The organism is Streptomyces sp. 11x1 (genome assembly GCF_032598905.1).
Lineage (GTDB): Bacteria > Actinomycetota > Actinomycetes > Streptomycetales > Streptomycetaceae > Streptomyces.
In genome coordinates this window covers 611106-635660 of record NZ_CP122458.1, presented here as the reverse complement: position 1 = coordinate 635660, position 24555 = coordinate 611106, and the positions used below count along the sequence as shown (strand labels likewise).

23 protein-coding genes and 1 pseudogene are annotated in these 24555 nt (G+C 72.4%); 16 read left to right on the top strand and 8 right to left on the bottom strand.

Features of this window, described 5'->3' with window-relative positions; translation table 11 throughout:
• Positions 1-81: 81 nt before the first annotated feature.
• The gene (locus P8T65_RS03185; protein ID WP_316723879.1) at positions 82-1155 is read left to right on the top strand and encodes a MerR family transcriptional regulator; all 1074 of its coding nucleotides are present in this window, start codon (positions 82-84) and stop codon (positions 1153-1155) included.
• A 145-nt stretch (positions 1156-1300) separates the two neighbouring features.
• Here the strand turns inward: P8T65_RS03185 and P8T65_RS03180 are convergent, their stop codons facing one another.
• Positions 1301-1948, bottom strand: coding sequence for a methyltransferase domain-containing protein (locus P8T65_RS03180; protein WP_316723878.1), 648 nt, complete (start codon positions 1946-1948; stop codon positions 1301-1303).
• 174 nt (positions 1949-2122) lie between these two features.
• On the opposite strand from P8T65_RS03180, the gene pgm reads away from it, so the two are divergent.
• A complete protein-coding gene (gene pgm / locus P8T65_RS03175) occupies positions 2123-3763 on the top strand; it encodes a phosphoglucomutase (alpha-D-glucose-1,6-bisphosphate-dependent) (RefSeq protein WP_316723877.1) in 1641 nt (546 codons plus the stop codon).
• A gap of 75 nt (positions 3764-3838) precedes the next feature.
• On the opposite strand, the gene P8T65_RS47165 is transcribed toward pgm, so the two are convergent.
• Complete coding sequence (locus tag P8T65_RS47165; RefSeq protein ID WP_399103421.1) at positions 3839-4063, bottom strand: hypothetical protein; 225 nt, start codon at positions 4061-4063, stop codon at positions 3839-3841.
• Here P8T65_RS47165 and P8T65_RS47160 point away from each other — a divergent pair.
• The 3 genes from P8T65_RS47160 (at position 3962) to P8T65_RS03160 (ending at position 6071) form a co-directional block, all read left to right on the top strand.
• A complete protein-coding gene (locus P8T65_RS47160) occupies positions 3962-4387 on the top strand; it encodes a pyridoxal-dependent decarboxylase (RefSeq protein WP_399102957.1) in 426 nt (141 codons plus the stop codon). The genes P8T65_RS47165 and P8T65_RS47160 overlap by 102 nt on opposite strands.
• Before the next feature lie 385 nt (positions 4388-4772).
• Entirely contained in the window at positions 4773-5804 is a 1032-nt protein-coding gene (locus P8T65_RS03165; protein WP_316723876.1) for a trypsin-like peptidase domain-containing protein, read from the top strand.
• 36 nt (positions 5805-5840) lie between these two features.
• Entirely contained in the window at positions 5841-6071 is a 231-nt protein-coding gene (locus P8T65_RS03160) for a hypothetical protein (RefSeq protein ID WP_316723875.1), read from the top strand.
• Between the two features lie 67 nt (positions 6072-6138).
• Here the strand turns inward: P8T65_RS03160 and P8T65_RS03155 are convergent, their stop codons facing one another.
• From P8T65_RS03155 to P8T65_RS03140, 4 genes and pseudogenes are all read right to left on the bottom strand, one after another.
• Positions 6139-7983, bottom strand: a complete 1845-nt coding sequence (locus P8T65_RS03155) for a protein kinase domain-containing protein (protein ID WP_316723874.1) — start codon at positions 7981-7983, stop codon at positions 6139-6141.
• Positions 7984-8297: 314 nt separating this feature from the next.
• Positions 8298-8878 (bottom strand): annotated as a pseudogene (locus P8T65_RS03150) (TetR/AcrR family transcriptional regulator); the annotation flags it as partial.
• Positions 8879-9033: 155 nt separating this feature from the next.
• Positions 9034-9717 carry a CBS domain-containing protein gene (locus P8T65_RS03145; RefSeq protein WP_316723873.1) on the bottom strand — a complete coding sequence of 228 codons (684 nt, stop codon included), beginning with the start codon at positions 9715-9717 and terminating at the stop codon, positions 9034-9036.
• A gap of 44 nt (positions 9718-9761) precedes the next feature.
• Entirely contained in the window at positions 9762-10226 is a 465-nt protein-coding gene (locus P8T65_RS03140) for a cyclic nucleotide-binding domain-containing protein (protein ID WP_184903096.1), read from the bottom strand.
• A gap of 196 nt (positions 10227-10422) precedes the next feature.
• Between P8T65_RS03140 and P8T65_RS03135 the strand changes: the two genes are divergently transcribed.
• The 8 genes from P8T65_RS03135 (at position 10423) to P8T65_RS03100 (ending at position 18784) form a co-directional block, all read left to right on the top strand.
• Entirely contained in the window at positions 10423-10728 is a 306-nt protein-coding gene (locus tag P8T65_RS03135; RefSeq protein ID WP_316723872.1) for a hypothetical protein, read from the top strand.
• 165 nt (positions 10729-10893) lie between these two features.
• Positions 10894-11817, top strand: a complete 924-nt coding sequence (locus P8T65_RS03130; protein WP_316723871.1) for a carbamate kinase — start codon at positions 10894-10896, stop codon at positions 11815-11817.
• Positions 11818-11976: 159 nt separating this feature from the next.
• Positions 11977-14235 (top strand): formate C-acetyltransferase, encoded by a 2259-nt coding sequence (pflB, locus tag P8T65_RS03125; protein ID WP_316723870.1) that lies wholly within the window; start codon positions 11977-11979, stop codon positions 14233-14235.
• A 5-nt stretch (positions 14236-14240) separates the two neighbouring features.
• Positions 14241-14975: a pyruvate formate-lyase-activating protein gene (gene pflA, locus P8T65_RS03120; protein WP_316723869.1), complete on the top strand. Its 735-nt coding sequence runs from the start codon at positions 14241-14243 to the stop codon at positions 14973-14975.
• Between the two features lie 152 nt (positions 14976-15127).
• Positions 15128-15757 carry a DoxX family protein gene (locus P8T65_RS03115; RefSeq protein WP_316723868.1) on the top strand — a complete coding sequence of 210 codons (630 nt, stop codon included), beginning with the start codon at positions 15128-15130 and terminating at the stop codon, positions 15755-15757.
• Positions 15758-15946: 189 nt separating this feature from the next.
• Positions 15947-16852: a universal stress protein gene (locus tag P8T65_RS03110; protein ID WP_316723867.1), complete on the top strand. Its 906-nt coding sequence runs from the start codon at positions 15947-15949 to the stop codon at positions 16850-16852.
• A gap of 25 nt (positions 16853-16877) precedes the next feature.
• Positions 16878-17900 carry an alcohol dehydrogenase AdhP gene (gene adhP / locus P8T65_RS03105; protein WP_316723866.1) on the top strand — a complete coding sequence of 341 codons (1023 nt, stop codon included), beginning with the start codon at positions 16878-16880 and terminating at the stop codon, positions 17898-17900.
• A gap of 5 nt (positions 17901-17905) precedes the next feature.
• A complete protein-coding gene (locus tag P8T65_RS03100) occupies positions 17906-18784 on the top strand; it encodes a universal stress protein (RefSeq protein WP_316723865.1) in 879 nt (292 codons plus the stop codon).
• Positions 18785-18801: 17 nt separating this feature from the next.
• On the opposite strand, the gene ppk2 is transcribed toward P8T65_RS03100, so the two are convergent.
• Positions 18802-19605 (bottom strand): polyphosphate kinase 2, encoded by an 804-nt coding sequence (ppk2, locus tag P8T65_RS03095; RefSeq protein ID WP_316723864.1) that lies wholly within the window; start codon positions 19603-19605, stop codon positions 18802-18804.
• Positions 19606-19654: 49 nt separating this feature from the next.
• On the opposite strand from ppk2, the gene P8T65_RS03090 reads away from it, so the two are divergent.
• A complete protein-coding gene (locus P8T65_RS03090; protein ID WP_316723863.1) occupies positions 19655-22033 on the top strand; it encodes a phosphoketolase family protein in 2379 nt (792 codons plus the stop codon).
• 18 nt (positions 22034-22051) lie between these two features.
• On the opposite strand, the gene P8T65_RS03085 is transcribed toward P8T65_RS03090, so the two are convergent.
• The gene (locus tag P8T65_RS03085; protein WP_316723862.1) at positions 22052-22444 is read right to left on the bottom strand and encodes an STAS domain-containing protein; all 393 of its coding nucleotides are present in this window, start codon (positions 22442-22444) and stop codon (positions 22052-22054) included.
• Positions 22445-22711: 267 nt separating this feature from the next.
• Between P8T65_RS03085 and P8T65_RS03080 the strand changes: the two genes are divergently transcribed.
• Positions 22712-23542, top strand: coding sequence for a universal stress protein (locus tag P8T65_RS03080; RefSeq protein ID WP_316723861.1), 831 nt, complete (start codon positions 22712-22714; stop codon positions 23540-23542).
• A 26-nt stretch (positions 23543-23568) separates the two neighbouring features.
• Positions 23569-24465, top strand: coding sequence for a universal stress protein (locus P8T65_RS03075; protein WP_316723860.1), 897 nt, complete (start codon positions 23569-23571; stop codon positions 24463-24465).
• Positions 24466-24555 lie beyond the last annotated feature (90 nt).

Genomic DNA, 24555 nt, shown 5'->3' with positions numbered 1-24555 from the left:
GATCCGCACGGCCCGTGGCTGACACGCGGGCCGTGGCCCATGCGGCCCGTGGCTCACGCAGGGGGTGGAAGGAGGCAAACCATGGCGCAACGTCCCACGCCCGGCACCCTCGCCCCCGCGCCCGAGCAGGTCGCCGAACTGCCCCGCCACGGGGTGACGACGGGCTTCCTCGCGCGCAGGCTCGGCGTGTCACCGACGACGCTGCGTTCCTGGGACCGGCGGTACGGCCTGGGGCCCGCCGTACGGGCCGAGGGCCGCCAGCGCCGCTGGTCGCCCGAGGACGTGGCGATGCTCCAGGAGATGTGCCGGCTGACGGCCACGGGAGTGCCTCCGGCGGAGGCCGCCCATGCCGCCATGGAGCGGGCGAGGGGGCAGGTCGGCGAGGTGCCCCGCTCGACCGTCGTGACCCCGGCCGCGCGGCCCGGGGACGTCGGCGTTCCCGCACCCGCTGCCCCGGCCGTCCGGGCGCGGCGTGGTCACCCCCCGGCCTCCGCCCTGCCCCTGGGCGACGTACGCCAGGAATGCCGGGGCCTGGCCCGTGCCGCCGTCCGGCTGGACTCGGCGGCTGTCCAGGAACAACTCCTGGCCGTCGTGGGCGCCTACGGGCTCGTCGTGGCGTGGGAAGAGGTGATGGCGCCCACTCTTCGGGCGGTCGGCCGCAAGTGGGAGTCCTCCGGCGACCGGTACGTGGAGGTCGAGCACCTGCTGTCCTGGCACATCTCCACCACACTGCGGCACATGTACCTCTCGACGCCGGGACCGGCGGGGCAGGCCGCGCCCGTCCTGTTGGCCTGTCTCCCCGACGAGCACCACACGCTGCCGATGGAGGCGCTCGCCGCCGCGCTGGCGGAGCGGCACGTCCCGGTGCTGATGCTCGGCGGAGCGGTCCCGGCCGAGGCACTGGACGCGGCCGTACGACGTGTCGCCCCGGCCGCGGTCGCCCTGTGGGCCCAGTCGCGGGCCACCGCCGGCCTGGCGCTGGCCCAGCACATCGCCGCGACCCGCTGGGGGATCCGCGGCGCGCGCAGACAGAGCCCCGTCCTTCTGTGCGGCCCCGGCTGGGGCCGCCGCACTCGGGAGGAACTGCCGCGGCCGTCCGGACTGCTGGACGCGGTGACCATGCTGGTGCCGCTCTCCGCGTCGACGCGACCGTAGGACGCGACCGTGACGGGCGCGGCCGGGAGGCCGGATGCCGAAAGGGCGCGCCCGAACACCGAGCGAGAGCGCCCGCCCGGAAGCAACGCGTCGGCCGCACATCAGCCACGCGTCGGCCGCTCATCAACCGCACATCAACCGTGCTTCAGTTCCCGGTCCCGTCGCGACGGCAGTACAGGAAGAGATGGGGCTCGGGCCCGGCGTCGGGGTGGTCCGGCGTGAACACGGCGCTGTGCCGGGACAGGACCGTCAGTCCCGCCGCCTCCACCATGCCGACGACGCCCTCCTCGGCGAAGCTGGTCGCGCGGACCGGCAGGCCCATGAAGAGCACCTCGACGTCCTCCACGTCCGCGGGCACGGTGGCCAGCACCAGATGCCCGCCCGGCCTGAGGGCGCGGGCCAGGCGCCGCGTCAGCGCCGTCTGCTCGGCGCGCGTCATCTGCAGCAGCGAGAAGAACACGCACACGCCGTCGAAGGAGTCCGCGTCGAGGGGGAGGTCCCGGATGTCGCCGTGCCGGAACTCGGCTTCGGGGACCTGACGGGCGGCGAGTTCCACCATGACGGGGGAGAGGTCGACGCCCAGCACCCAGTGGCCCGCCTCGACCAGCGCGGCCGCCGTGGGCCGGCCCGTGCCGCTGCCCACGTCCAGCGTCCGCGCCGCCGGCGGCAGCCGCTCGATCAGCCAGCCCAGCGCGGACAGATGGGCGGGAGCACGCGCGAACGCCTTCTCGTAGGAGGGACCCAGCGCGTCGAACAGCGCGGCGGCGGGCGGCCGTTGGTCCTCCTGCCTCACATCGACGTCCCTTCGCTCATCGACCCGTATGGTCGCACCCGCGGGACACGCACGCCACAACGGCCGCCCGGTGCGCGTGCGTCACGGCCGGCCGGGCAGGGGAGAATGAGGACCGTACTCGGAGGACCGTACTCGACGGTCCTCGACGGTCGAGCTTTACGGAGGAGCGGGGAAATGCAGGACGCGCGAGCGGGGCAGGTCGCCGGGCCCGAGGACCTCATCGACGTGGCCCGTCTGGTCACTGCGTACTACGCGCTGCGGCCGGACCCCGCCGAGCCCGGACAGCGGGTGGCCTTCGGCACCTCGGGACACCGCGGCTCGTCCCTCGCGGCGGCGTTCAACGAGGACCACATCGCGGCCACCAGCCAGGCCATCTGCGAGTACCGCGCCGCCCAGGGCACCGACGGCCCCCTCTTCCTCGGCGCCGACACCCACGCCCTGTCCGAGCCCGCGCGGATCACGGCCCTGGAGGTGTTCGCCGCCAACGACGTGACCGTCCTCATCGACCAGACCGACGGCTACACGCCCACCCCGGCGGTCTCGCTCGCCATCCTCACCCACAACCGCGGCCGTACGTCCGGTCTCGCCGACGGCGTGGTCGTCACGCCCTCGCACAACCCGCCCGCCGACGGAGGCTTCAAGTACAACCCGCCGAGCGGCGGTCCGGCCGGTTCGGAGGCGACCTCCTGGATCCAGGACCGCGCCAACGACATCATCGCGGCCGGCCTGAAGGACGTACGGCGGGTCCCCTACGCCCGCGCCCTGGCGGCCCCCGGCACCGGCCGGTACGACTTCCTCGGCGCCTACGTGGCGGACCTCCCCGAGGTGCTGGACCTGGAGGCGATCCGGTCCGCCGGCGTACGGATCGGCGCCGACCCGCTGGGTGGCGCCTCGGTCGCCTACTGGGGCCGCATCGCCGAACAGCACGGGCTCGACCTGACGGTGGTCAACCCGCTCACCGACCCCACCTGGCGCTTCATGACGCTGGACTGGGACGGCAAGATCCGGATGGACTGTTCCTCGCCGTACGCCATGGCCTCCCTCATCGAGCGGCGCGACCGGTTCGACATCGCCACCGGCAACGACGCCGACGCCGACCGGCACGGCATCGTCACGCCGGACGGGGGCCTGATGAACCCCAACCACTATCTGGCCGTGGCGATCTCGTACCTCTTCTCGCACCGGCAGCAGTGGCCCGCGGGCGCCGGCGTCGGCAAGACCCTGGTGTCGTCCGGCATGATCGACCGGGTCGCGGCGGACGTCGGCCGCCCACTGGTCGAAGTCCCGGTCGGCTTCAAGTGGTTCGTGGACGGACTGTCCGACGGCACGCTCGGCTTCGGCGGCGAGGAGTCGGCCGGCGCGTCCTTCCTGCGCCGCGACGGCTCGGTGTGGACCACGGACAAGGACGGCATCATCCTGGCGCTGCTCGCCTCCGAGATCACGGCCGTCACCGGCAAGACCCCCTCGCGGCACTACACCGAGCTGACCGACCGCTTCGGCGCCCCCGCCTACGCGCGCGTCGACGCCCCGGCGTCCCGCGAGGAGAAGGCGCTGCTGGCCAAGTTGTCCCCGCGCCAGGTCACCGCCGACACCCTCGCCGGTGACCCGGTGACATCGGTCCTCACCGAGGCCCCCGGCAACGGCGCCGCCCTCGGCGGCATCAAGGTCTCCACCGCCACCGCCTGGTTCGCTGCCCGTCCCTCGGGCACGGAGGACGTCTACAAGATCTACGGGGAGTCCTTCCTCGGCCCGGACCATCTGGCCCGGGTCCAGGAGGAGGCCCGGTCCGTGGTGCTCACGGCCCTGGGCGGCTGACGCCCGACCCTTCACGTGGCGTGAGGCCGGTGGCGGGCACCCGGGCATCCGCGGGATGCCCGCGTCCGCGACGGGTCAGTCCGAAGCGTCGCCCGCTACACCCACGGCCATATGTGTCACGTTCTCGGGGGGGGGAAGGAGCACCCCGGCCCCACCGACGACCGGGGCCGTAGGGGCCTCGTCGCTCTGGAGGACGTCCTGCGCACCGGGGAGGTCGGCACGGTCGTCCTCACCGCCGGCACCACCGGACCGGGTGCCGTCGACCCCGTCCACCTGGCCCTGCCCATCGCCGAACGCCATGGCGTCCGCGTCCACGTCGAGGCCGCGTACGGCGGGTTCTTCACCCTCCTCGCTGGCGCAGACGGCCCCGAGGGGCTTCCGACGAGCCCTGGCGGGGCATCGCCCGGGCCGACTCGCTCGTCGTCGACCGCACAAGCACGGACTCCAGCCCTACGGCTGCGGCGCCGCCCTCTTCCGCGACCCCGAGGTCGGCCGCTTCCACCTCCACGACTCGCCGTACACCTGCTTCACCTCCGCCTCCACCTCGGCGAGATCAGCCCGGAATGCTCACGCCTGCGCCTCCGCCGCCCTGTGGCTCACCGTCCAACTGCTCCCGCCCACTGAGTACCTGACACTCCACCAACAGCCCGAACCGGACATCGTCAGTCACTTCCCGAACGTCGAACCGGCCACTCCGACCGCTGTCGACTCCGCATCCGCGCGCATCCTCGCCGACGGGGCGCGCGTCCTGCGCAGTGTCCTGATGAAGCCGGAGTCCGTACATCACGTCGAGACCGCCGGAGAGCAAGCGGAAATCCGGACCGACCGAATAGGCAGGGTTACCCCGTGTCAAGAACAGAGCGGCTGATCTGAGCCTGTTTGGCATGTCCTCGACCGGCCTAGGTTCGCTGTGCGCCCCGCACATCGATCAGCCATGTCGGTCATGCCGTCAGAAGTACGCACTCCACTCCCGAGTGCGCCCTCCCACGATCTTCGAAGGAGCTACTTCGTGCGCAGTCTCAGACACGCGATACTTCCGCTGGCCGCGGCCACCGTGCTCGCGCTGATAGGTACGGCAACGACAGCCGAGGCGGCCCCCGCCCCGGCGCAGACCAGCACCCAGACCGAGCGCGCCGCCGGTGATCCCACCACCGCCGGGAGCGGTGCGACCAGTGCCGGGCGGATCGCGCGCCTGTCGAGCGGGGACCCGGTCGACTCGGCCCAGGACATCGCCGCGCTGGAGCACTACTGGACACCGGAACGGATGGCGAAGGCCGTCTCGCTCGACAGAACGCCCGCGCCCTCCGGCGCCGCCACCACGAAGGCCGGCCCCACCGGGAAACCGGGCATGATCCCGTCCGCCCCCGCTCGTACCGATCAGGCGGCCCCGCGCATCAACGAATCCGCCGCGGTGGGCAAGGTGTTCTTCACCAACCCCAGCAACGGTGGCACGTACGCGTGTTCTGCGAGCGCCCTCAACAGCGGTTCGAAACAGATGGTGGTCACGGCCGGGCACTGCGTCCACGGCGGCAGCGGCGGCACCTGGATGACGAACTGGGTCTACGTGCCGCGCTACCGCTCCGGCGCCCGTCCGTTCGGCACCTTCGCCGCCAAGCAGATGCGCACGTTCAACGCCTGGATCAACAGCAGCGACCTCAGGCGGGACGTGGCCATGGTGACCACGTGGCCCCTCAACGGCAACAAGATCGTCAATGTCACCGGCGGCCACGGGATGAGCTGGAACTTCTCGCGCACGCAGCCCGTCACCATCCTCGGCTACCCGGGGAACTTCGACAGCGGTGAGATCCAGTGGGCCTGCACGGGCACGACACGGGCGGCCAGTGACAACGGCATCGAGCTCCAGTGCAACTTCGGCGGCGGCTCCAGCGGAGGACCATGGCTGCGTGAGTTCAACGACTCCAACGGCCTCGGATCGGTCAACGGCGTGATGAGCACCGTCACCTCGACCGGCTGGAACGAGGCCGCCTACTTCGACGACGCGGTCAAGGCGATGTACGACGCCCAGGGCAACGTCACCTGAAGCACCTGAAGCACCTGACAGGAACAGGAGGCAGCCATGCGTCGTAGCGGTACGAGCCGTTGGGTGGCGGCCGCCGCCGTTGTCGCGGCCGTCGTGGTGGCGGTGGCCGCCTGGCGCACCGCGGCCACCGCCTCGGAGCCCGACGCACAGCCGGACTCCGGCACCACGGCTCACGAGACACGGGAGGAGCCGGAGAAGGTCCGGCAGTACTGGACGCCCGAGCGGATGAGGGAAGCCGACGGTGCGCCCATGCCGAAGCGCGACTGACGGGCGAGCACCCGCCGGGAGCACGGCACCCGGGGGCGTGGGAGATCCCACGCCCCCGGGTGCCGTGTCAGTCCGCCGCGGGGTACACCCGGGTCACCTTGCCGTCGGTGTCGGCCTCCAGGTAGCCGGACTGGTTGTACTCGTCGCTCAGGTACACGGCCATTCTGGCCGGGGTGCCGAAGATGTCGTTGGGTTGCCTGACCAGCAGATAACGATTCTCCGGCTCGGGTACGTTGAGCTTCTTCTCCGCCTCCTTCAGCAGGGCGGGAACCTTGTCCCAGTTGAAGTCGTCGAGGTCGACGGGCTGTTCGCCACCGGCGAGCGTGCCTTTGATGATGCCCTTCTCCACGCCCCGCCCCGGGCGGTAGGTGTAGGAGTCGTACTTCGTGTCACTGCCCTCGACCATGAGCTGGGCCGACACGTAGTCCGGGTAGACCGAGAAGTCCCCGTACCTGTCGCGGCCGGTCTCCTTCTCGAACGCCTTGATCGCCGTGCGGATGCCGTCCGGGGTCAGCATGCCGCCGGCTGCCACGTCGCCCGACTGCTGGGTGTCCTGGTCGTCGTCGGTCGGTGACGCGTCGTCGGACGGTGAGGCGGACGACTTCGACTTCGAGTCCGAGGTGGAGGTGGTCGGCCCGGCATTCGCGTTCGTGTCGCGGGCGTCGTCCAGGGGCAGCAGCCACCACAGCAGGACCAGGACACCGGCGAGCGACACTCCCGACAGGCTCAGCAGGACCGCGAGACGGGGCCCCTGTCGCCGTACCTCCTTCACGGGCGTGGTCGTCGACTGGTACGGCCCCGCGCCCGGCAGCGACTGGACCAGCGGCGCGTGGCCCAGCGGTGGCTGAACGGGCGGCGAGTGGTGTGGCGGTGACTGGACGGGTGGTGTGTGGACGGGTGGTGACTGGATTGGTGGTGACTGGACGGGCGGCGGACCGAAGCCCGCGGAGGTGACGCGTGTAGTGCCGGAAGCGCCCTGCCCGACCCCGGTGCCGGGAGTCGGCGGATTCAGCGGATACGACGTGGGTTCGTCCCACACGGGCGGGATCGCGGGCGTGGTGGCCGTCCCCGACTCGACCTCGGCGAGCCGCGTGTCCAGCACGGCTGCGGACGGCCGCGCCGCCGGATCGCGCACGAGCACGCTCATCAGGACGTCGCCCAGCGCGCCGGCGCGCACCGGGGGCGCCACGTCGTCGTTGAGGACCGCCGCGAGCGTCGCCAGGGTGGAGCCCCGGCGCAGCGGGTGGTGTCCCTCCACGGCGGCGTACAGCATCATCGCCAGTGACCACAGGTCGGAGGCGGCCCCGCCCTCGTGCCCCGATATGCGTTCCGGTGCCATGAAGTCGGGCGTGCCGATGACGGAGCCGGTGGCGGTGAGGCCGCTCGTCTCGCGGATCGCGGCGATACCGAAGTCGGTCAGGACGGGGCGCCCGTCGGGGCGCAGCAGGACGTTGGCCGGCTTGACGTCACGGTGCTGGATCCCGGCGTCGTGCGCGGCGGTCAGCGCGCCCAGCACCTGACGGCCGATCCGCGCGGCCTCGGCCGGCGGCATCGGGCCCTGGGCCAGCCGGTCGGCCAGCGAGCCGCCGCTGACCAGTTCCATCACGATCCACGGGTAGGTGCCGTCGCCGCCGTCGACGATGTGGTGGATGGTGACGACGTTCGGATGGTCGATGCGGGCCAGCGCCCTGGCCTCGCGCAGCACCCGTTCCCGTAGTGTCCGTGCGCCGTCCGGGTCGTACTCGGCGAGGTCCCGGTCGGGCGGGCGGACCTCCTTGACCGCCACGAGCCGGTGCAGCACCAGGTCCCGGGCCCGCCAGACCGTCCCCATCCCGCCCCCGCCGAGGCGGGTCTCCAACTCGAAGCGCCCGTCGACGACTCGTCTGACGGGGCCTCTGTCGTCCTCGTTCATGGGCGGGAGCATAGTTGCCGCGACCGACAGCCCTGTCGACCCCCGGGGTCCGGTCTCGCGGGAGACCCGGAGGTGACGCGGTCAGCGCGTGCCCGCCGTGTCTAGGCCCTGTCGTCACATTCCCGTCGTCGCCCGAAGGGCGGCCTGGCGGCGTCGTGGGGGTACCTCCCGGTCGAGCGCAGCCGAGACCGGGGGAGCGTGCTCTCGGCGTGCCGGGCACTGACCCGCGTACCGGACGTACTCGGGTCGGTGCCCGGTGCGTCGAGAGCGCGTGCATGGCGTCGCGGGGCAGGCGGGAATGTGACGACAGGGCCTAGCAGCGTGATCACCGTGGGCTCGACGAGGCCCGTGAGGGTGTCCGCTCCGATCCGCTCCGATGCCCGCGCGGGCTGCGGCGCCGTCGAAGAACAGGCTGAGCTGCCGGGCCGGCAGGTCGGGATCGTTCGCCCCGCCCCGCCCCGCTCGGCCTCGGCGCGGAAGAAGCCGGTCACGTTCTGCTTGACCTGCCGGGCGACACGGCTGGCGGGATGGTTCTGGTCCTTGAGCTCGATCTGGGCGGCCAGGTAGGGGCAGCCGTGGAACTCGGGCGTTCCCGACTGTGCTTCCATCTGCCGGAAGACGTGCAGGATCCGTTTCCGGGGCGGCCGGTCGTCCTGCGCCGCGGCAGGAGTGCCGCCACGTAGCGGGCGGTGCGCTGCTCCGGGCTCGCCGCCGGCTGGTCGTCCTTGCTCTCGAACAACTGGTACAAGGAGCGCTTCGACACGCCCGCCGCCCTGCACAGGGCCTCGACGCCGATGCCGACGCCCTCTCGGCAGGTGAGGGTGGCCCCCGCGCTGAGCAGCCGCTCCCGACCGGGGCGCTCCAGACCTGGACCAGCCGGGCGAACGGCCGGCATCCAGTCCGTGCCGGTGCTGCCCCAGCGGGGACTCGCCCCGGCCGGGGGCGGGCGAGCGCGACGAACTCCAGGACGACCGGGAGACGGTCGGGCAGCTCGCCGCCGATCTCCCAGCCGGCCACTCGCCGTCGGCCCGCAAGCGCCCGACGGCGACCTCATCGGGGCGAGGCCGCCTCCTGCGACTGCGCCGACGTTCCGGGAGGCGTCAGGTCGAAATCGACGGACACCACACCCTCCACGGCACGGACCAGCCGGGCCGCCACCGGGACCAACGAGGTGTCCCGGACCCGGCCGCCCAGTCGTACGACACCGTCCCGCACGTCCACCCGGACCGCGGAGTCCGGGGAGGGGAAGAGGTAGGCGACGACCTCACGTCGTACCTCCTCGGCGATCTCCTCGTCGGTGCGGAGGAACACCTTCAGCAGATCCGCGCGGCTGACGACGCCCTCCAGCACTCCGCCCGCGTCGACCACCGGAAGCCGCTTGACCCTGGCCCGGGCCATCGTGCGGGCCGCCTGGGCGAGCGTCTCCCCCGACCCGACCGTGAGGGCGGGGGAGGTCATCAGCTCCTCGGCGGTCACCGCACCGGCCTTCGCGAGATCCGCCAGGCGTCGCAGCTGGGTGTACCGGTCGGGGTCGCTGTCGCGGAACTCCTCTTTGGGCAGCAGGTCCGCCTCGGAGACGACACCGACCACCCGGCCCCCTGCCTCGACCACGGGCACGGCACTGATCCGCCTGTCCCGCATCAGCCGGACGATCTCCTTGAAGACCGTCCCACGACCGACTGTCACGACCGTCCGGGTCATGACGTCGCCGACGACGTGCGGTGTGCCGTGCATGATCTCTCCTTCGAGGTCCGTGCTGAGGAGGGCGGGCGGCGGCCTCAGCCGACGTTGCCGGCGCCGTAGGGGGCGTACAGGTCCAGCAACCGGGTCCGTGCCGCCTGCAGACGGTGGGCGAGCACCTCTCCGACCCACAGGCCGACGGCCCGGCCCATGGCCGGGTCCTCCTGGCACATGAGGCGCACGGCCGTGGCGTCGAACTCGTAGGCCCGCACGGGTGTCGTCGCCTCGGCGCCCAGGTGCCAGACGTGCGGGGGGAACAGCCAGGACCAGCCGACGAGTTCGTTGTGCCGGAGCGACTCGATGACGGCCGGCCGGCGGCCCGGCACCCGCATGTCGAGTTCGACGCTGCCCGTGCGGAGGATCCAGAACCGGTCGGCACGGCTCCCTTCCTCGAACAGCCGTGTCCCCTGCGGGAACGCCACCTCTCGGGCGACGCGCATCAGCCGCTGCCGGTGCTCGGCGGGCAGCGCCCGCAGCATGCTGGGCGTGGGTGTGGTGATCATGGCGTGCCTCCAGGCGGTCTACCGGAACTGCCATGCCCAGCCTGTGCCGCGCCGCCCCCACCCGCCATGGGCCGTCCGGTCCTCCACCCGGGCCGGTCGGCACGGGGGACGAGCCTTCCGGCACCCTGTGGCGGACCGGGCCCCGCTGTTCCATGGAGACATGGGAAGACCTGCCCGAGCGAGGGGGATGAGAACCGTGGGTACCTCACTGACTCCCGACTTCTGGAGGCTGTTCGCCGTCCTCCTGGCCGTGTCCGCGACGCTCACGTTCGTGGTGAGCGCCCTGCTCGACGCGCTGTACGTGCGGCGGCTGCGGCGCCGGCGGGACCGGCAGCCCACCGCCCGCACGGACGGGACCCCGGACGGGCCGTCCCCCACCTCGGCGCACCGCACACCGGACCGCCCACCAGCGGCCCCCGCGCACCGCACACCCGATCGCCCGCCCGTGGCCCCGGCGGACCGCACCCCGCCCCCGCCCCGGCGGACGCCGGCGCACCACTGAGGGTGAGCCCCGCCGTCCGGGGACACGGCGACCGGGCAGCGACCGTGGGCGGTCAAGGCGGTCCGGAGGACCCCTCTCCGGGCCGTCGCGCTGCGGCAGGCGCCGGCCCGCGAACCGGCCGCACACCGTCAGGACCGTACTCTTCGCCCCCTGGAGGACCGAGAAATGCGTATGGTCGTCGCCCTCGGCGGCAACGCCCTGCTGCACCGGGGCGATCGCCCCGACGCGGCCGTCCAGCAGGCGAACGTGGACCGGGTCGCCACCGCCCTCGCGGCTCTGGCCCGCGAACACGAACTCGTGGTCACCCACGGCAACGGCCCCCAGATCGGGCTGCTCGCGAGGGAGAGCGAGTCCGATGCTGCGCTGAGCGCGCCCTACCCGATGCACCTCCTCGGGGCCCAGACCCAGGGCATGATCGGCTCCCTGCTGGCCCGCGCCCTGCACAACGCCATGCCGCGCCGCCGGATCGCCACCCTGGTGACCCACACCCTCGTCCGGCGTGACGACCCGGCCTTCGACCGGCCCGCCAAGTCGGTGGGCCAGGTGTATCCGCGGGACGTCGCCCGCCGCCTCGCCCGCGAGCACGGCTGGCACATGACGCCGGCCGGCGACGGCCGACGGCGCGTCGTCCCCTCCCCGAGCCCCGAACGCGTCCTGGAGACCGACACGGTGCGTGAACTCCTCGCCACCGGCACGCTGGTGATCTGCGGAGGCGGCGGTGGCGTACCGGTCACCGCCGACCGTGTCACCGGTGCGCTCAGCGGCGTCGAGGCGGTGGTGGACAAGGACCTCACCGCCGCCCTGCTCGCCGAGGAACTGAAGGCGGACTTCCTGCTGATCCTCACGGACGTGCCCTACGTCTACGACGGCTACGGCACACCGGAGCAGCGTCCCCTCCTCGACGCCACCCCCGACCAACTGCGCGGGCGCCGCTTCCCCGACGGTTCCATGGGCCCGAAGGCCGAGGCCGCGGCCCGGTTCGTCAGCCGCACCGGAGGGCTGGCCGCCATCGGCGCCCTGGACGCGGCCTACCAGATCGTCCACGGCCTCTCGGGCACGCTGATCCGCCCCGGGCTGCCCACGGAGTGAGCACACGCCCGGCCGCTGGGCCCCGGGCCGCCCGGCACCGGGGAAAGGGCCCAACGGCTCGGTCGCGCGCGCCCCTCGGCACTCCCCGCGCCCGGCGTCGAGCGACCAGCATCCGAGGGGCAGGCAGGTGCGACCGACCGACCGAGGAGAGGACCGGCGATGACCGCGACCACGACCGTGGGCAGCCGAACGAGCGACGCCTGGCGGGACTTCGCCGGGACACACTGGCGCGAACAGGTCGACGTACGTGACTTCATCCAGGCCAACTACACGCCGTACGAGGGCGACGCCGGCTTCCTGAGCGGCCCGACGGACCGTACCCGCGCCGTCTGGGAGAAGATCGTCGCGCTCTTCCCCGAGGAGCGGAGCCGGGGCGTCCTCGACATCGACACCGCGACCCCTTCGACGATCACCTCGCACGCGCCCGGGTACATCGACCGTGACCGCGAACTGATCGTCGGCCTGCAGACGGACGCGCCGCTCAAGCGCGCGATCATGCCGAACGGCGGGCTGCGGATGGTGGAGAACGGCCTGCGGGCCTACGGCTACGAGCCGGACCCGTTCGTCACCCGGGTCTTCGGCACCTACCGCAAGACCCGCAACGACGGCGTCTTCGACGCCTACACCCCCGAGATGCGCGCCGCCCGCAGGGCGGGCATCATCACCGGGCTCCCGGACTCCTACGGACGGGGCCGGATCATCGGCGACTACCGTCGCGTGGCGCTGTACGGCACGGACCGGCTGACCGAGGCCAAGAAGGCCGAGCGGGCCCTGCTGGACGCCCGGCCCTCCACCGCCGACGTCATCCGGGACCGGGAGGAACTCGCCGAGCAGATCCGGGCGTTGGGCGCGCTGACCCGTATGGCCGCCGGCTACGGCTGCGACGTCTCCCGCCCCGCCGCCACCGCCCACGAGGCCGTGCAGTGGCTCTACCTCGGCTACCTGGCCGCCGTGAAGGAACAGAACGGCGCCGCGATGTCGCTGGGCCGCACCTCGACCTTCCTCGACGTCTACCTCCAGCGGGACCTGACGGACGGAGTGCTCGACGAGACTCGCGCACAGGAGCTGATCGACGACTTCGTCATCAAGCTGCGGATCGTACGGTTCCTGCGCACCCCCGAGTACGACGCCCTCTTCTCCGGCGACCCCACCTGGGTGACGGAGTCCATCGGCGGCATCGGCGCCGACGGACGCCCGCTGGTCACCCGCACTTCTTTCCGCTTCCTGCAGACGCTGTACAACCTGGGCCCCGCCCCCGAGCCGAACCTCACCGTCCTGTGGTCTCCGCGGCTGCCCGAGGGCTTCAAGCGGTTCTGCGCCCAGGTCTCCATCGACACCAGCGCCGTCCAGTACGAGTCCGACGAGCTGACGCGCCCGCGCACCGGTGACGACACGGCGATCGCCTGCTGTGTGTCCGCCATGACCGTGGGCCGGCAGATGCAGTTCTTCGGCGCCCGGGTCAACCTCGCCAAGGCACTGCTGTACGCGGTCAACGGCGGCCGGGACGAGATGACCGGCGAGCAGGTCGCCCCTGCCGCGCCCCCGCTCACCGGGGAGTACCTGGACCACGAGGAGCTCTCCGCGGCGTACGACCGCGTCCTGGACTGGCTGGCCGCGACGTACGTCGACGCGCTCAACGTCATCCACTACATGCACGACAGGTACGCCTACGAAAGCATCGAGATGGCGCTGCACGACCACCCGGTGCACCGCTTCATGGCCTGCGGCATCGCCGGGCTGTCGGTCGCCGTGGACAGCCTGTCGGCCGTCAAGTACGCACGGGTGAAGGTGTTCCGGGACGCCACCGGCCTCGCCGTCGACTTCCGCACCGAGGGGGACTTCCCGACCTTCGGCAACAACGACGACCTCGCCGACGACCTCGCCGTTCACCTGGTCGAGTCGTTCATGGCGAAGGTGCGCGCGCACCCCACCTACCGGGACGCCGAACACACCCAGTCGGTCCTCACCATCACCTCCAACGTGGTCTACGGCAAGCACACCGGCAACACTCCCGACGGCCGCCGCGTCGGACAGCCCTTCGCGCCCGGCGCCAACCCCATGAACGGCCGCGACCGGCACGGGGTCGCCGCCTCGGCCCTGTCGGTGGCCAAACTGCCGTACGAGCAGGCCCGCGACGGCATCTCGCTGACGACGACCGTCACCCCGGAGGGACTCGGCCACCGTCCCGAGGAACGCGCGGGCCATCTCGTCGGCATCCTCGACGCCTACATGGCCGCGGGCGGCTTCCACATGAACGTCAACGTCCTGGACCGCGCCACGCTCCAGGACGCGATGGAGCACCCGGAGAAGTACCCCGACCTGACGGTCCGCGTCTCCGGATACGCCGTCAACTTCGTGCGGCTCACCCGCGAGCAGCAGCTCGACGTGATCAGCCGCACCTTCCACGGGTCGATGTGAGCCGGATGCCCTCGCTCCGGGGCCGGATCCACTCCTGGGACCTGTCCACCGGCGTGGACGGTCCCGGGACCCGCTTCGTCCTCTTCGTCGCCGACTGTCCGCTGCGTTGTCTGTACTGCGCCAACCCCGACACCTGGCACCTGCGCGACGGGAAGGAGACCACGGTCGACGAGGTGATGGCGGAGATCGAGAAGTACCACGCGTTCCTCACCACGGCCGGCGGCGGCGTCACCCTCACGGGCGGCGAACCCCTTCTCCAGTCCGGTTTCACTGGTGAGGTCCTGCGCCGCTGCAAAAAGCTGGGGCTCCACACCGCCCTCGACACCTCGGGTTTCCTCGGCGCCCGCGCCACCGACGAACTCCTGTCCGTCACGGACCTGGTCCTGCTGGACATCAAGTCCTTCGACGTCACCACCTACCGGCGGCTCACGGGCGGCGAACTGCGCCCCACCCTGAACTTCGCCACCCGCCTCGACCGGCTCGGCGTCCCGATGTGGATCAGATGCGTCCTGGTGCCGGGCTGGACGGACGAACCGGAGTCCGTCGAGGGCCTCGCCCGTTTCGTGGCCGGCCTCGGCGCGGTCGACCGCGTGGACGTCCTGCCGTTCCACAAGCTCGGCGCCGCCAAGTACGAGGCCCTCGGGCTGCCGTTCCCGCTCCGCGACACCCCCCGCCCGGACGCCGACCTGACCGAACGGGTCCGCGAACGGTTCAGGACGCACGGTGTGCGCGCCTACTGATCCCGGCTCCGGCTCCGGTGCCCAACAGGCCTTGTGCGCAGGGACGTTCAGCCCACCTGCCGCAGACCTTCGGCATCCGGCGCGGCGGGCCTGACGCGACGAGAGTGAAGGCATCACACCGCGTCCCCACCTTTCCCGAAGGGAAGCCCATCATGGCCGTGCACGAGCACCCTCACCGGAGGCCGGGCCTCCACCTGCCCTCCTTCCGCGCGGGCCGGACCGCCTCGCCGACCGAGCCCGCTCTCGCGGAGGCGACCGGCACGCACGCGGTGGCGGCCTACGCCCTCGCCTCCCTGCGCCTGCTCACCGGATTCGTCTTCCTGTGGGCGTTCCTCGACAAGACCTTCGGCCTCGGCTACGCCACCCAGTCCGGCAAGGCCTGGATCGAGGGCGGCTCGCCGACCAAGGGCTTTCTCGGCTCCGTGGCCGTCGGGCCGATGGAGTCCACCTTCCACTCCTGGGCTGGGGACGCCTGGGCCGACTGGCTGTTCATGCTCGGTCTGCTCGGCATCGGAGTCGCCCTCACCGCCGGTGTGGCGCTGCGGCTCGCGGCCTTCGCCGGCACGGTGATGATGGCGCTGATGTGGATCGCCGAATGGCCGCCCGCGCAGCACCTGTCGGACGGCTCGCCGAGCATGTCGACGAACCCGTTCGCGGAGTACCACCTCGTCTACGCCGTCGTCATGGTGGTGCTCGCCGCCACGGCCGCCGGCAACACCCTGGGCCTGGGCAGGTTCTGGGCCGGACTCCCGCTGGTGCGCCGCAGCCCCTGGCTGCGCTGACCGCGGGAGGGGCTGCGGGTCCGAGGACGGGCCCGCAGCTCCACCACGGCCCGGGGCAGGGCCGGTCGGCCCTCCCGAGGGACCTGCGGCCCCTGCCGGGAACCGCCCCGGCGGACGAAGCTCGAACCGGGACCCCGAAGCCCACGCGCGAACCCTCCGACCAGTACCCCTACTCCAAAGGTGGAGATCATGAACCGCACCGTCACCGTCGGCCTCGACGGCTCCCGTGAGAGCCGCTCGGCGGCCGAGTGGGCGGCCCGTGAGGCCCAGCTGCTGGGCGTCCCGCTGAAGCTGGTCCACGTCTGGGAGCCCGTACCGGCCCCCATGGCGCAGGCACCGCTGCTCGGCGCGGAGACGCAGCAGCACTGGACCGAGCGCGTCCCCCGCGAGGCGGCCGAGGGCATCCGCCTGCGCCACCCCGGGCTGGAGGTCGTCACCGAGCACGTCTCCGGTCGCCCGGCCGAGGTGCTGGTCGACGAGGCGAAGGACGCCGCACTGCTGGTTCTGGGCTCCCGCGGACTGAGCGGCATCGGCGGATTCATGGTCGGCTCGGTCGGGCTGGCGGTCGTGGCGCACGCCGAACGGCCGACGGTCCTGGTCCGCGCCGCCGAACTGGCCTCGGACGAGCACGAGATGGACCCGGCCGGCATCCCGTCCGCGGCGACACCGTTCCGGCCCGTCGTCCTCGGCCTCGACATCGAGAGCCCCGACGAGGAACTGATCGAGTTCGCGTTCGCGGCGGCCGCCCGCCGGAACACCTCCCTGCGCGTCGTGCACGGCTGGAACCCGCCGCCCTACTACGCGTACGGCCTCTCCGTCGATCTGGAGCTCCACGGTGCCCTCGCCCGACGCGAGACCACCTTCCTGGCCGAGGTCCTGCGCCCGTGGCGCGAGAAGCACCCGAACATCGAGGTCACCGAGGAGTCGCACTACGGCACCCCCGGCAACCACCTCGTCGACGCGTCCCGCGAGGCCTCCCTGGTCGTCGTGGGCCGCCGGGTCCGCCGCAACCCCTTCGGCGCCCACATCGGCCCCGTCGCCCACGCGGTCCTGCACCACTCCGCTGCCCCCGTCGCCGTCGTCCCGCACAACTGACGTCACCAACCGAGGAGTTGAACCCATGAAGGCAGCGGTCGTCCGAGCGTTCGGCGAGCCCCTGGTCATCGAGGAGCGCCCCGACCCCGAGCCGGGCCCCGGTCAGGTCCGTATCCGTGTCGAGGCGTCAGGACTGTGCCACACCGACATCCACGCCGCGCGTGGCGACTGGCCCGTCAAGCCGAACCCGCCGTTCGTTCCCGGTCACGAGGGCGTCGGCCTGGTCGAGAAGCTTGGTGACGGCGTCACCCACCTCCGCCTCGGAGAGCGTGTCGCCGTGCCCTGGCTCGGCAGGGCGTGCGGGCGGTGCGAGCACTGCCTGTCCGGCTGGGAGACGCTGTGCGAGCAGCAGATCAACACCGGCTACGGCTGCGACGGCGGGTACGCCGAGAAGATGCTGGCCTGGGCCGACTTCGCCCAGCCGGTGCCGGACGGTGTCACCGCCGTCGACGCGGCACCGCTCACCTGCGCCGGCGTGACCACGTACAAGGCGCTCAAGGTCGCCGACGTACGACCCTCGCAGCTGGTCGCGATCTCCGGGGTCGGCGGACTCGGCCACCTCGCCGTGCAGTACGCCAAGATCGCCGGAGCGACCGTCGCCGCGATCGACGTCACCGACGAGAAGCTCGAACTGGCCGCCGAACTCGGTGCCGACATCCTCATCGACGCCCGCAAGGAGGACGTCGGCGAGGCGCTCAAACGGCACGGCGGCGCCCACGCGGCCATCGCCCTCGCCGTGAACGACGCGGCCTTCGCGGCCGTCAACACGGGCCTCAGGCGCGGCGGCAAGCTCGTCATGGTCGCCCTGCCCGCCCACGGCACCGTCCAGGTCCCGATCTTCGACACCGTCCTGAACGGCACGAGTGTGATCGGCTCGATCGTGGGCACCCGGCAGGACCTCGCCGAGGTCTTCCAACTGCACGCGGCCGGCCGGACCAGGGTCATCTGCGAGACCCGCCCGCTGGCCTCCGTCAACGACTCCATCGACGAGGTGCTGCGCGGCCAGGTCAAGGCCCGGATCGTGTTCGACCTCGGTGCGGGACGGTGAGCGAGATGTCGAGGGACCTGCCGGTCGTCGTAGGCGTGGACGGCTCCGAGCCGAGCCTGCGGGCCGTGGACTGGGCGGCCGACGAGGCCGCACTGCGCGGGGCGCCCCTGCGGCTGGTGTACGCCTCGCTGTGGGAGCGGTACGAGGGCGCTCACGTGGCCGAGGACGTGGGCGAGACGTCCGAGGGGGAGCGGCCCGAGGTGATCGTGGAGAGCGCCGCCCAGCGGGCCGGCCTCCGCCGTCCGGAGGTGAAGATCACCACCGAGGTGCTGCCCGAGGAACCCGAGTACACGCTGCTGCGGGAGAGCCGCACCGCCTCCCTGCTGGTGACGGGCACCCGGGGCCGCAGCAGCCTCACCGAGGCGCTCCTGGGTTCGGTGAGCCTGACGGTGGCCGCGCACGCGCACTGTCCGATGGTGGTGGTACGCGGCAGCCACGACAACCGGGCCCTGCCCGCCACACACGGCCGGATCGTCGTCGGTGTCGGGGAGAGGCCGACGTCCTCGGCGGCGGTCCGGTTCGCCTTCGAGGAGGCCCGGCGGCGCGGCGCCGAGGTCGAGGCGGTACGGGCCTGGCGGTGCCCCGTGCACGAGACCACCGACCACCCGTTGCTGACCGGGGAGCTCGACCGGCTGCACGAGGAGCGGGCCGTCGAGGGGCTGGAGGCCGCCCTCGAGAAGGCCCCCGACGACGTCCGGCTGCGCCGCCGTACCGCCGAGGGCCATGCCCGGACGGTGCTGTCGGACGCCTCCCGCGACGCCGACCTGCTCGTCATCGGGGCCAGGCGCCGGCAGCGGCACTTCGGGCTCCAGCTGGGCCGGGTGACGCACGGCGTGCTGCACCACTCCGCCTGCCCGGTCGTGATCGTGCCCGAGCCGGAGTGAGCAGGGTGACCGGCTGTTCAGAGACCCGCCGCGTGATCGGGGACGTAGGTCTGCAGATCACGCGGTGGACGCTCGTAGCCGGTCGACGGCGGGCGCTCCGGCAGTTCGAGCACCGGGGGCGGCACCTCGCGGTACGGCACGGACGCCAGCAGATGGGCGATCATGTTCAGCCGGGCCCGGCGTTTGTCGTCGCTCTCCACGACGTACCACGGCGCCTCGGTGATGTCGGTGTGCACCATCATCGTGTCCTTGGCACGCGAGTAGGCCTCCCAGCGGGTGAGCGACTCCAGGTCCATCGGCGACAGCTTCCAGCGCCGCAGCGGGTCCTCCAGACGGCGCCGGAAGCGCTCCTGCTGCTCGGTGTCGCTCACCGAGAACCAGTACTTGCGCAGCAGGATCCCGTCCTCGATCAACATGCGCTCGAAAATCGGGCATTGGCGGAGAAAAAGCTGATACTCCTCCTGTGTGCAGAAGCCCATCACGTGCTCCACACCGGCCCGGTTGTACCAGGACCGGTCGAACAGCACGATCTCCCCGGCGGCCGGCAACTGCTCGACGTACCGCTGGAAGTACCACTGGGTGCGCTCGCGTTCCGTAGGCTTGGGGAGCGCGGCGATCCGGGCGACACGGGGGTTGAGGTGCTCGGCGACCCGCTTGATCGTGCCGCCCTTGCCCGCCGCGTCCCGCCCCTCGAAGACCACCACCAGCCGGGCGCCCTCGGCCCGCACCCACTCCTGGAGTTTCACCAACTCCGTCTGCAGACGCAGCAGTTCCTGCTCGTACGCCGCGCGCGACACCTTGGTCGCCTTCTTGCCGGCCATGCCGTCCTCCACCGCCCGACGACCCCGTCGATGAGTTCCGGAGTCACCCATGACCCAGGTCGAACACCAGAACGTCACCGTACTTTCCGACGACGAGCTGCGCACCCTGGACGCCCACTGGCGGGCCGCCAACTACCTCGCGGCCGGACAGATCTACCTGATGTCCAACCCCCTGCTGACCGAACCGCTGCTCCCGGAGCACATCAAGCCGCGGCTGCTCGGGCACTGGGGCACCTCGCCGGGCCTCAACCTCGTGTACACCCACCTCAACCGGGTGATCAAGGCGCGCGACCTCGACGCCCTGTGCGTCTGGGGCCCCGGCCACGGCGGGCCGTCCGTACTGGCCGGCTCCTGGCTGGACGGCAGCTACAGCGAGACCTACCCGGACGTCACCCGCGACGCGCCCGGCATGGAACGGCTCTTCCGGCAGTTCTCCTTCCCGGGCGGGGTGCCGAGCCACGTGGCGCCCGAGGTCCCGGGCTCGATCCACGAGGGCGGTGAGCTCGGCTATTCCCTCGCCCACGCCTACGGCGCCGCCTTCGACAACCCCGACCTGCTGGTGGCCTGTGTCATCGGCGACGGCGAGGCGGAGACCGGCCCCCTGGCCGCCTCCTGGCACTCCAACAAGTTCCTCGACCCGGTCCACGACGGCGCCGTCCTGCCCATCCTGCACCTCAACGGCTACAAGATCGCCAACCCGACGGTGCTCTCCCGCCTCCCGCAGGCCGAACTCGACGCCCTCCTGCGCGGCTACGGCCACACCCCCCTGCACGTCACCGGCGACGACCCGGCCACCGTCCACCGCGCATTGGCGCACGCCTTCGACGAGGCGCTGGACAGCATCGCCCTGATGCAGCGCACCGCCCGCGAGGACGGTGTCGCCGAACGTGTGCACTGGCCGATGATCGTGCTGCGCACCCCCAAGGGCTGGACCGGCCCCGCCGAGGTCGACGGCCGGCCCGTGGAGGGCACCTGGCGTGCCCACCAGGTCCCGCTCGCCGGCGTACGGGAGAACCCCGAGCACCTGCGCCAACTGGAGGCTTGGCTGCGCTCGTACCGGCCGCACGAGCTGTTCGGCCCCGACGGCCGCCCGGTCGCCGACGTGCTCGCCTGCGTCCCCTCCGGCACCCGGCGACTGGGCGCCACCCCGCATGCCAACGGCGGACTCCTCGTCCGCGACCTGCCCGTCCGCTCCCTGGACGACTTCGCCGTGCCGGTCGAGAAGCCCGGCACGACGCTCCACGAGCCGACCCGGGTCCTCGGCGACCTCCTGGCCCAGGTCATGAAGGACACCCGCCTGCGCCGGGACTTCCGCGTCGTCGGACCGGACGAGACCGCCTCCAACCGCCTGCAGGCCGTCTTCGACGCCAGCGGCAAGGCCTGGCAGGCCGAGCACCTGCCGGTCGACGAACACCTCGACCGGCACGGCCGGGTCCTGGAGATCCTCTCCGAACACCTCTGCCAGGGCTGGCTGGAGGGCTACCTCCTCACCGGTCGGCACGGACTGTTCTCCTGCTACGAGGCGTTCGTGCACATCGTCGACTCCATGGTCAACCAGCACATCAAGTGGCTCAGGACATCGAGGGAGTTGCCCTGGCGGGCCCCGATCGCCTCCCTCAACTACCTGCTCACCTCGCACGTCTGGCGGCAGGACCACAACGGCTTCTCCCACCAGGACCCCGGCTTCGTCGACCACGTCCTCAACAAGAGCCCCGAGGTCGTCCGCGTCTATCTGCCGCCGGACGCCAACACGCTGCTGTCGGTCGCGGAACACGCCCTGCGCAGCCGCGACTACGTCAACGTGATCGTGGCCGGCAAACAGCCCTGCTTCGACTGGCTGTCGATCGACGAGGCGCGCGCCCACTGCGCGCGCGGCGCCGGGATCTGGGAGTGGGCGGGCAGCGAGAACGGCGGCGAACCGGACGTCGTCCTCGCCTGCGCCGGCGACGTGCCCACCCAGGAGGTCCTGGCAGCGGCCCAGCTGCTGCGCCGGCATCTGCCCCAGCTCGCCGTGCGGGTGGTCAACGTCGTGGACATGACCCGGCTGCTGCCCCGTGAGGAGCACCCGCACGGCATGACCGACTTCGAGTACGACGGCCTGTTCACCACGGACAAGCCGGTGATCTTCGCCTACCACGGCTATCCGTGGCTCATCCACCGCCTCGCCTACCGCCGCGCGGGCCACGGCAACACACACGTCCGCGGCTACAAGGAGTCAGGGACGACGACCACTCCGTTCGACATGGTCGTCCGCAACGACCTCGACCGCTACCGCCTCGTCATGGACGTCATCGACCGCGTCCCCGGCCTCGCCGTCCGCGCCGCCGCCGTACGCCAGCAGATGGCGGACGCGCGGACCCGTCACCACGCCTGGATCCGCGAGCACGGGACCGATCTGCCGGAGATCGCCGACTGGCACTGGGCCTGACGCCGCCGGGCCACGGTCTCACCCGCGTGAGGCCGTGGCCCGTTGCACCGGCACCCCGTCGCCGAGCACCTCGGGGAGGTCCGGGTGCACCTCGAAGGCGTTGCTCAGCCCCGTGCACCGCAGCAGCCGCCGGAAGGCGCTCGCGGGCGTGACCAGCCGCAGCCGGCCGTGCCGGGCCCGGATCCGGCTCTTCGCCCGGCACAGGACACCGAGACCGGAGCAGTCGACGAAGGACACGGAACGCAGATCCAGCACCAGGTCGGGACGGGACACGGCGGTCAGGGCGTCCAGGGCCGCCGAGAGGGCCGGTACCGCCAGCAGGTCGAGCTCGCCGTGCAGCCTCACGACCGTGCTGCCGTCGGCCGCCCGCGTCGTGCGGTACGGGGAGGACCTCGTGTGGTTGCCGTCCATGGAGAAAGACAAGCCAACCTGCGCGATCGGCGGTAGGGCCGTTCGGTCCCTACCGGGGATCCCGCAGGGCCCGGTCGGCCCGCCCCGCGGCACCCCGCACATCACGACCCCCGCGCCACGGCCCGAACGTCCCTGCGGACAGGGGACGTTCGGCACGCCGCCGGGTTCACCCGGCTCCTGCCCCCGCGGGCGGCCCACGGCGAGCATCGTGGGTGGGGGCCACCGTCCGGTGCTCCCCGGTCACAGCCTGTCGAGAGAGGCCTAGCCATGACCCACCACCATGTCGTCGTAGGAGTGGACGGCACCCTGTCCTCCACCAGGGCCCTGGACTGGGCGGCCGGGGAAGCGATCCGGCGCGACGCCGAGCTGCGGCTGGTGTGCGCCGCTCAGGACCGCGCCGAGACGGTGCCGATCCTGGCCGCCGCCGTCTCACGCGTCCGCGCGCGGCACCCCGGCCTCCCGGCGCGGACCGTCGCGGCCGAGGGCGGCGCCGTACGGGCGCTGGCGCGGGAGGGCGCCGACGCGGCGCTCACCGTCGTGGGCTCCCGGGGCATGGGGCGCGTCGCCGGCCTGCTCCTCGGGTCGGTCGGCCTGGGGCTGGCCCGACGTGCGCGCGGCCCCCTGCTCGTCGTCCGCGGGGACCACCCCTGCGACAGCGGGCGTGAGGTGGTGCTCGGCCTGGAGGACGACAGGGACGAGCGGGCCGCCGTCTACGCCTTCGAGGAGGCCCGGCGGCGCGGCGCCCGGCTGCGTGTCCTGCACTCCTGGCCCCACCGCCACGTCACGCCCGCGCTGCCGCCGCTCGTGGGCACACAGGGTCCACGACGGGACCCGGCCACCTCGTACGAGCGAGTGGAGGAAGCCGTCCCGCGCTTCGCCCTCGCCGCCCTGCGGGAGCGGTACGCCGATGTCGCGGTGGAAGCCGTCACGGTGCGGACGAGTGCGCCGGAGGCGTTGCTGGCGTCGACCCGCGAGGCTGGTCTGGTGGTCGTCGGCTCGCACCACCGGACGTCCGCCGTCGTCCCGCCCCACACGCAGGTCGCCCCCGTCCTGCTGCGCCACGCGCACTGTCCGGTGGTCGTCGTACCCGCCGCATGACCGTGCAGACGCAAGGAGACCGGCCCATGTCACCGTCCCGTTTCGTCGCCGTCGGACTGGACGGATCGTCGGAGAGCCGTGCGGCCGCCGACTGGGCCGCACGTGAGGCCCGGATGTACTCCCTGCCCCTGCGGGTCGTGCACGCCGACGACCTTCCCCCGCACAATTACGTGCCCTTCGCCGGTGAACGCGTCGCTCCGCCCGGCGCCGACCGCTCCGCCGCGCTGCTGCGCGAGTCGGTCACCCGACTGGCCCACCGCCACCCGGGCCTGCCGATCGAGGCCGAGCGGATCCCCGGGCACCCCGCGTCGGCCCTGGTCGCGGTGGCCGGGGACAGCGAGGTGCTGGTGCTCGGGTCACGGGGGCTGGGCAGGGCCGCCGGGTTCCTGCTCGGCTCGGTCGCGGCGGCCGTGGTGGCGCGGGCCGGACGACCGGTCGTCCTCGTCCGCGCCGAGGCAGCGGGTGAGTACCGGACCGACGCCCCCGGAATCGGGACGACCGCCTACCGGGACGTCGTACTGGGGCTGGACCTCGACGAGCCCGACGACACGGTCGTCGCGTTCGCCTTCGAAGCGGCGGCACGGCGTGCGACGGGGCTGCACGTCGTCCACGGACACGGCACGCCGCCGTACGGCGACAGAGGAGAGACAGGGGCCGAACAGGCGCCGTCCAGGGCCGAGGACGAGCAGGGGTTGTCCGCCGTACTCGCTCCCTGGCGGGAGAAGTTCCCGGGCGTGCGGGTGAGCGAGGAGGCCGTGGTGGGCCGCGCCGGCGCGCATCTGGTGTACGCCTCCGTCGACGCCTGCCTGGTGGTCGTGGGCCGCCGCATCCGCCGAACCCCGTTGGCCCCGCACATCGGTCCCGTGACCTACGCGGTCGTACGGCGCTCGAGGGCACCGGTGGCCGTCGTCCCGCACCCCTGACGCGGCGCCCGCCCGACCGCCCCGCCCCCGGACAGGAGGGGCAGGGCGGCGCTTTCGCGGGTGCGGGCGTCTTCACGGGGACGGGGCGGA